Raw genomic sequence first — 1,131 nt, 5'->3', positions numbered from 1 at the left:
GGTGCTAATGCTTCCTGTGGTCAGGCTGTTTTTATCTGCCGGCGCGGTGCTGGCAATGATGCCTCCGGTCAGCGTTGTTTTGTCTTTAACGTTGATCTTAAAGCCGCCATCACCGGCTTTGATGCCTGATTGCTCCACAACACTATGATAATCGCTAGAGGATTTATCCTTTTGGAAAGAGGCACTCATGGAGCCCCCACCACCCGTTTGTCCAGCACCAAACCCAACAGAAACAGAGTTTTGCTTGCTGGAAGTTTGTCCCGTATCACTGCGGCTGATAATGGCAAAATCACCCCCTACTTCCATTTCTACACGCTCTCCAGAAGCCACGGCGCCTGCCAATGTGGTGTTTGCCCCACTCGTGGTATGAACAGTGCCGCTACCTATAATATGGCTGTTTTTGTGTTGAACTTCCTCACTGGAACCTTCCCCTTGACTAAAAGCAGCACTACCCGTTGCCCCTGCGCCACCCGTGCCATAACCGGTGCCAACACTCATTGAAGAACTTTCACTGCTGTTTTGTGTGCTTTGCGTGTTTTGTGCACTTTCAAAGATGATATCTTCACCTGCTTCCATAGTGATATTTCCGCTCTGTGCATCATTTTCCAGCACATAGATTGGATTGGTACCAGCGATAATATCAGCGCCAACACCATGAATGCTGCCTTTGTGGGCTTGCATGTTAACAGCGCGTCCGCCTTCTATGCTATCTGTCACCGCTGTGGAGACTTGAGAAGAGGCTTCTGTTTTCTCAGTTTTAAAGCCCACGGTTACACTGCCAGATGCACCAGCCAGATTGGCAAGAGCATCCTTGGTGGAGCCCCCCACCCCTCCTAATGAGCTACTCAGTCCTTTGGTTGTGTTCCCCTTTTCCCCCGTATTGCCAGTCAGCCAATTAATAAAGTTCTCTCCTTTATTAAAGAGGTGACTGATTTTCATGCCGGTCAGTATGCCATTAATAACTGTATTGTTACCATCCTTATTATTCATGTGATCTGCGGCATCTTTTAGTCCTTGTACCGTGCCAAGGACACCGATATCAACGGAAGTTGTCACACCAGCAAAAGACTTTTCATGCTTTTCTTTTGCGTTAGAGGTATCATAGCTTTCTGATAGGGTGATATTATTGCC

1 protein-coding gene is annotated in these 1,131 nt (G+C 47.8%); it reads right to left on the bottom strand.

Annotation, left to right across the window (positions count from 1 at the left end):
• Window positions 1-1,131: hemagglutinin repeat-containing protein (locus ACFIKN_RS01890; protein WP_375657823.1), on the bottom strand; the 1,131-nt coding region annotated here is incomplete at both ends.

The organism is Bartonella sp. CL436QHHD, from assembly GCF_042195105.1.
GTDB lineage: Bacteria > Pseudomonadota > Alphaproteobacteria > Rhizobiales > Rhizobiaceae > Bartonella.
This window is presented reverse-complemented; position numbering and strand designations above follow the sequence as displayed.